Annotated in this window: 4 protein-coding genes; 2 read left to right on the top strand and 2 right to left on the bottom strand. The window is 42.2% G+C overall.

Annotated features, from left to right (window positions below):
* Positions 1-537: 537 nt before the first annotated feature.
* Entirely contained in the window at positions 538-1,509 is a 972-nt protein-coding gene (locus EVJ28_RS13825) for a hypothetical protein (protein WP_131489337.1), read from the top strand.
* Positions 1,510-3,608: 2,099 nt separating this feature from the next.
* On the top strand, positions 3,609-4,079 hold the full coding sequence (locus EVJ28_RS13820) for a hypothetical protein (RefSeq protein WP_131489339.1): 471 nt from the start codon (positions 3,609-3,611) through the stop codon (positions 4,077-4,079).
* Between the two features lie 41 nt (positions 4,080-4,120).
* Here EVJ28_RS13820 and EVJ28_RS13815 read toward each other — a convergent pair whose 3' ends face one another.
* Both EVJ28_RS13815 and EVJ28_RS13810 read right to left on the bottom strand, forming a co-directional pair.
* Entirely contained in the window at positions 4,121-4,444 is a 324-nt protein-coding gene (locus EVJ28_RS13815; protein ID WP_131489335.1) for a hypothetical protein, read from the bottom strand.
* Positions 4,445-4,479: 35 nt separating this feature from the next.
* Positions 4,480-5,178 (bottom strand): hypothetical protein, encoded by a 699-nt coding sequence (locus EVJ28_RS13810; RefSeq protein ID WP_131489333.1) that lies wholly within the window; start codon positions 5,176-5,178, stop codon positions 4,480-4,482.
* Positions 5,179-5,398: the final 220 nt, after the last annotated feature.

Below are 5,398 nucleotides of genomic sequence, written 5' to 3'. Positions count from 1 at the left end.
TATTCCCGTTAACGAAATCATCGGATCTTTTAATCTTGCGTGAAATAAAAACTCCACGCAATGATGACGACGTTCTCAAGCCGAAGTTCAAAAAACGAACAAAAATCATCCGATTTCACAAACTTTTTAGACGGATATTGTTCCGAATCATGTTCGAATTGAATTTCAAAAAAGACATTTTGATTTTCCAGTATTGGAAAATCAAAATGTCTTTTTGTATTTCGTTTTTTTCGTCAATTTAAATAAATACATATATGAAGAAACTTTTCTAGTAACATCTTACTGTTGACAACCAGTAAAAAATAGCATACGATAATAGAGGGTAATTATACCCTTATATCAAAGGTCTTGGTGAGAAGGGAGAAAAAAATGGTAAAAAAAGGCGAAATGAAAATAAAAAAGACCTCAAAATGTAGTTTCGCGACCACACAGAGAGGTTTTAGGACTTATAGATAAATTTTTTGATTGGCATTGAAAAATATATCATATGTCCCTCTCTCTCTACAAATAATTTTATGAGAAGAAAGGGTTTTTATAATGAACATTGAAAAAAAGATTAGGTTTTGTGACAGAGTCGGGATTAAGGAAAGTGAGGAAAATCTAGAGTTTCTAGATGTATACCTCAACCACGATTTAAAGTTCTTCGTGGATCCTGTACTTATAAGACAGGCTGCCAAAGAAGAAGGTCCGTATCAGTATCTCTACAAACGGATGGTCTTGAATATCGATAGTTTCTTCGGGGAAATCGCTAGAATGACTATCGCTTCGGAATCGTTGAAAGATAGCGGTATTTTAAAACGTTCGGGCGAAACTCAAGCGACACACTTGGGTTATTCTCGGGTTAACAGTTCAGGGCGTGGTAGTTCGGAACAAATCCTCTTGGAAGTTTTCGATTTTGTACGGGCTAATGATTTAATCGAGAAAAAAGTGATTTTCTCTTTAGATCAGACGCCTGTATACGTTCCAAACTTCAGAGAAGACAGAATGTCTGATTTGATTATCAGTTTGATTCGATATGAGTTGGCTGAATTTAGTTACATCCAAAGCGAGAAGCACAATCTGGTCGACGCGTTCGTGACTACAGAACCGGTACCTGTCGGTTACTGTTGGGATGCTGAGTCTAAGACTTGGGTTAAAAAAACTTACAGACTTCTTAACCCTGATGCTGAACCAGTTTTGCTTATCCCGAGAAGGATTTTAGGAAAGAGTTTGATTTATTCGCCGACGCGATATCTTTCTATGGTTTTGGGAGAGAAACAAGAAGAGTACAGAAACTCAGGGTCACCTTATAATGGTAAGGGCAAAGACGGTGAAGTGAAGCCTCCGCCAAAGAAACTTATCGCTAGGGTTGAAGTGGACGCGGAAGGTCTTAGAGTTAAAGAGTATCTGCTCCGAAACTCCAAATATTTCACTCGATTCGAACGCGGTTCGGTTCATCTCGCCGCGAGGAACCCGGAAGGTTTGTCTGTGAAAGTGATTGAAGATATGAGGAAGAAACAGGACGAATAACGTGGATGGGTATGTAGCGCTGAACTTAGTTCAGCGCTTTTTATTCGAACAAGAACCATGTCTTTATTGCGTAAAAAGATGTCTTTGTAAAACTTGCTATTACGCTGAACGCTTCGACATATCGGCGTCCATTTTTAGTGTTTTTCTTTTCATTTCGCTTTTTCAAATCGCATCGACTCCTCTGTATTTTATTAGGAAATGGCCGTTTCTCTAATAGAAATATACTGTGGAATCAATCGTTAAGTCAGCTTTTTATTGCTCAACCTCGTTCGAGCCCGCGATTCCCAATTTGATTTTATGAGATCCCAAGAGCATAAGGGGAAACTGCTATCACTTTCCGTGATAGCCCAGGCAGGGCCTGGGGTTTCTGTGATATCATCAAAAGTCCAAAAATGGCACGAAATGTGCCAGTAAAAACACGAAAGTGGCACAAAAAGTGCCACTTTTTTTATTCGTCATTTGCGTCCATATACAACTTAAAAATGAAATTCCGTCGCGCTTCCCGTTGTGCTCTTGTCTTGATGTACGGATTCTCTTTTTCGTATTCGATGATGTCGCTTTCGAGGAAGAGTGCCGTCCGATTGTTCGCGACATATTGCACTGGGAGAGGGAATTTGTTCTCTCCTTTTTTGTCGTGCAGACTTTGTCTCGGCATATCCCAACGAAGAGAAAGGTCGGCGATCGTGAGTAGTTTTGGTATGTCGTTTGGTTTGGTCATTCGTGGTCGCTGCATGTTGTTTTCATCCCTTCACGAGATATCGAAGATAAGGAGTGCCCATTTACATACTGACACTTGTCAGGCAGTATTTATGGTCTCCTGTTCAGTCGGAAAAAGCAACAGCTTTAGCTAAAGGTTTTTGGAAGAATACTGAAATAACGTATTGTCAGAAAAATCAAGAAGGCGTACAATAGGCAGTAACAAAATACGGACGGAACAACAAAAAACGCCACTTCTCCTATCAACCTGTCGCCAAACGGGTTGATGATCATCGAAGTGACGCTTTTGAATAGCGAGTGCTCAGAACACTTGCTATTGAACCGTTGAAGTCACTGGTCCGTGACTTCAACTTAGATGCACCTATCATACTAAGGAAACCTGGAACATTCAAGGTTTTAGTATAAAAAAGGGCGTCGTTCAGTAGCGAGTTTTACGAAACTCTCTATTCGGACGACGTCCTTTTTCTATTGGTTTTTACATATCAGAGTTCTGCACTCACTCTTAAAACGAGTAGGTCCATCTAGCCGACGCAACAAAGTAGATCGGTCACCACGGCGGTTCCAGCAGGTGGTGTGACGTTAGCAGGGGAAGGACGGAAAGCCCTGTACATAGCCTAAGTCCCTTCTGGGATATGGTAAAGATCGTTGAGAGGTTCAGACGGGGTCATATGGTACGACCGGAGGCAGTCCCACGACAAACGGTGGGGGAGTTCCTCGTAGGCGGCTGTATGATTGCTGTGACACGACGCAGGACGGCTCTGGCCGTCGTGCAGTGGGTTATGTGACGAGTCGCCGAAAGGCAGCAAGGTAGGGCGTGGAAACGCCTTGTGTGCGCGATAGGAGCGCAGCGAGTCACATGTCGGGGTTGAGACACCCCGGAGTCTTGGAACGCCTAGACATACGGATACCTCGTCTTGCACTAGACGGAGAACGTGGTGGGCAGATTTTAACCGCATCCTTTTTCGAAGGGGTTAGTCTGCCCATCCAGCCGTTTCCTTTCTTCCCTACCGGAGTGTGCCCGGTGCGCCCTTTGGTTTCAAGTCTTTTTCTTTCCAAGTTCTAAAAAGAAAAGAACAACAAGCAAACAGATCAGCGAGGAAGCAAGAGAAGATGCAAATTCATACGTGGCACGAGGAACACGAGCCTAGCGCAGTCTGGCGACGGGTTCCGCATGTGCCCCGACAAGCGAGCGAAGGCGTGAACGCCGTAGTGAAGTGCGTTCAGCAGAGAGAAAAAGGACCTGGAGAGGGTCGCCCGAGACATCCGACAGGATGCCAGGGCGATCCAGAAGGACGAACAAGAAGGGATTAGCCTCGGAAGCTTAGAATAAAAAAAGGTAAGAGGGAAGGTTAGTTAAAAGTTAGGAAGGAAGGTATGTGGCTATGAAGAACATGGAACTGACGATCTTTGAGGTCACCAAGTTGAATGAGGACATGAAGTTCCTCGATTTGGCGAAAGAACATGCGCCAGTGGGCAAAGAGAAGCTTCGCGAGGCGTTGAAGTCGGCTGGTGCGACGTTCGACCAACGAACGAAACGGTGGCACATCGACCGCAGCCATCCGAATGCGGACAAGAAAGTGCTCGATTTCGTGCAATCGAGTCGTGTCAGTGCGCCGAAACCGAAGAAAGTCGCGTCTGAGCCGTTAAAGATCGACCCGGTCACGGGGCAGTCCCAGTTGGACGACGATTATTTCGCGATCGAGACGAGGCCCGAACAGATTGTCCGGAAGAAGGTCTCTTTGGATATGGATGCATTTTTACATAAGCAGTTGAAGCAAATTGCTTTAAAGAATGACATGAAACTCTATGAATTAGTCGAAGGCGTGTTGCGTAATTACGTTTCTACTAAATAAAGGTTCTAGCTAAGTTTGTATAGACTTAGCTAGAACCTTTATTAGTTATTTGTCGATTGAAATCTTTCTTTCAATGTTCTGATCGCATCAGGGTCGGCTGATGAAGCCCGCCATTTCAGAGCGTTTTCTGTTCTTCTACGATTTAATGCTTTTTGTTTTAAGGCATTCATTTTTTTGTAATCATAGTCGATTTCGACTTGGATTTTTTGTTCATCAATGTCTATAAGTGAATTCTTTATAGCATTTCTTTCTTTTATTCCTTGTATAATTTGAGCATTTTTAATTGCTCTGTCTAGAATGTTGTCTAACTCTTTTAAGTCTCTGGGAGAAAGGTAATCAGTGATTTTTTCGTTTTTAGTTGTCATAAAAATCAACTCCCTTTTAATAAATCTTGAAATTTTTATACATCATCAAGGATATTGAATATCCGTTTCATTATGTCGTCTTCTGTATAACCTTCGTGCTGTAAATTGCGGTAAAACTCTGCTTCATCCTCTGTCATTAGGTCCATGCTCTGTAATTCATCCAACAATTCGTCCAATTCGTCAGATTCTTGAGGACCTCCGCCGCCTATCTCTAAAAGTTCTTCAGGTAAAAACGTTGGTAAAGGGAGTCCCTGGAGTTCTTGGATGATGTGAGTATTTTGTTCTTCCCTAACTTTTAGCAGGGGTGATAGTTCTACGTCTAACATCTTTTCAGAGTTGTTATCGTCGGCTAAAGCACTACGTTTTAGAAAAGCGAAACCACTTAAACCTGCTATAACGGCAATAGAAAACGTCTGCAATTCACTCGCTGATGGATTGAAAGCATTGACGGCGATCATACCCGATACTCCACCGACGAAAAAATGTACCATTGCAGCCTTAAATCTGAAAAACCTTGAACGCCACGTGTTTGTTTTTTGCGCTTTTTGTTCATGATCTGTAGTCGGAGTGAATTCAAGTTCGTTTTTCCTTTCAACTATCGATGAAGAGTTGTTTATATAGGACATCAAAAATAAAGATATCCCGCCAACTCCACCGTACAAAAAAGGCCTAATGAAAAACCAGACATCAAGATAATTCAGTGTGAATCCTTCCCAAAACTGCGACCAGTTCATATTCTAGCATCCTCCGAGGCGACATCATTTTCTTTATTATCGGTGATTTTATCACCATAAACCACTCTAAAAACTACATAACGCATATAACACTATTCCCGTTAACGAAATCATCGGATCTTTTAATCTTGCGTGAAATAAAAACTCCACGCAATGATGACGACGTTCTCAAGCCGAAGTTCAAAAAACGAACAAAAATCATCCGATTTCACAAACTTTT

It is taken from the genome of Exiguobacterium sp. SH3S3 (genome assembly GCF_004337115.1).
GTDB lineage: Bacteria > Bacillota > Bacilli > Exiguobacteriales > Exiguobacteriaceae > Exiguobacterium > Exiguobacterium aurantiacum_A.
Note: the sequence above shows the minus strand (reverse complement) of the source record. Positions and strands in the feature narration are given on the sequence as shown.

What these genes read in the sequence shown, in the direction of transcription:
- EVJ28_RS13825 (WP_131489337.1), top strand. Translation starts at nt 538, where the DNA reads ATGAACATTGAAAAAAAGATTAGGTTTTGTGACAGAGTCGGGATTAAG.
- EVJ28_RS13820 (WP_131489339.1), top strand. Translation starts at nt 3,609, where the DNA reads ATGAAGAACATGGAACTGACGATCTTTGAGGTCACCAAGTTGAATGAG.
- EVJ28_RS13815 (WP_131489335.1), bottom strand. Translation starts at nt 4,444, where the DNA reads ATGACAACTAAAAACGAAAAAATCACTGATTACCTTTCTCCCAGAGAC.
- EVJ28_RS13810 (WP_131489333.1), bottom strand. Translation starts at nt 5,178, where the DNA reads ATGAACTGGTCGCAGTTTTGGGAAGGATTCACACTGAATTATCTTGAT.